Raw genomic sequence first — 611 nt, 5'->3', positions numbered from 1 at the left:
GCGAAGGGCAAAACCGACACGGGGCGCATCTGGACCTACGTCAGGGATGATCGGCCCTTCGGTGGACAGTCGCCGCCGGCGGCGCTCTATTATGCCTCGCGCGATCGGCGTCAGGAACATCCCGAGCGTCATCTGAAGAGCTTCAGCGGCATTCTGCAGGCCGACGCCTACGGCGGCTACAACCCGCTGTTCAAGGCAGACCGTGACCCCGGTCCGCTGACCCAGGCGCTGTGTTGGGCGCATGCGCGCCGCAAATTCTTCGTGCTTGCCGACATCGCCGCCAATGCCAAACGCGGCAAGAACGCCGCGCCGATCTCACCGATCGCGCTCGAGGCCGTCAAGCGCATCGACGCGCTGTTTCGCTGTTTGACATCGAGCGCGGGATCAACGGGATTGCCGCCGACGAACGGCTGCAACGACGCCGGCAGGAAAGCCGTCTTCTCGCCACCGAACTTGAGGCCTGGCTGCGAACCGAGCGGGCCAAACTGTCGCGCAGTTCTGAGGTTGCCGAGCCTATCGACTGCATGCTGAAGCGCTGGGACGGCTTCACGTCCTTCCTCGGCGACGGCCGGATTTGTCTCACCAACAACGCCGCCGAACGGGCGCTGCGT

General features: G+C 65.0%; 1 pseudogene. It reads left to right on the top strand.

Features of this window, described 5'->3' with window-relative positions:
- Positions 1-611: pseudogene (locus NKH12_RS30500) on the top strand (IS66 family transposase); the annotation flags it as partial.

The organism is Mesorhizobium sp. M1322, from assembly GCF_040318085.1.
GTDB lineage: Bacteria > Pseudomonadota > Alphaproteobacteria > Rhizobiales > Rhizobiaceae > Mesorhizobium.
This window is presented reverse-complemented; position numbering and strand designations above follow the sequence as displayed.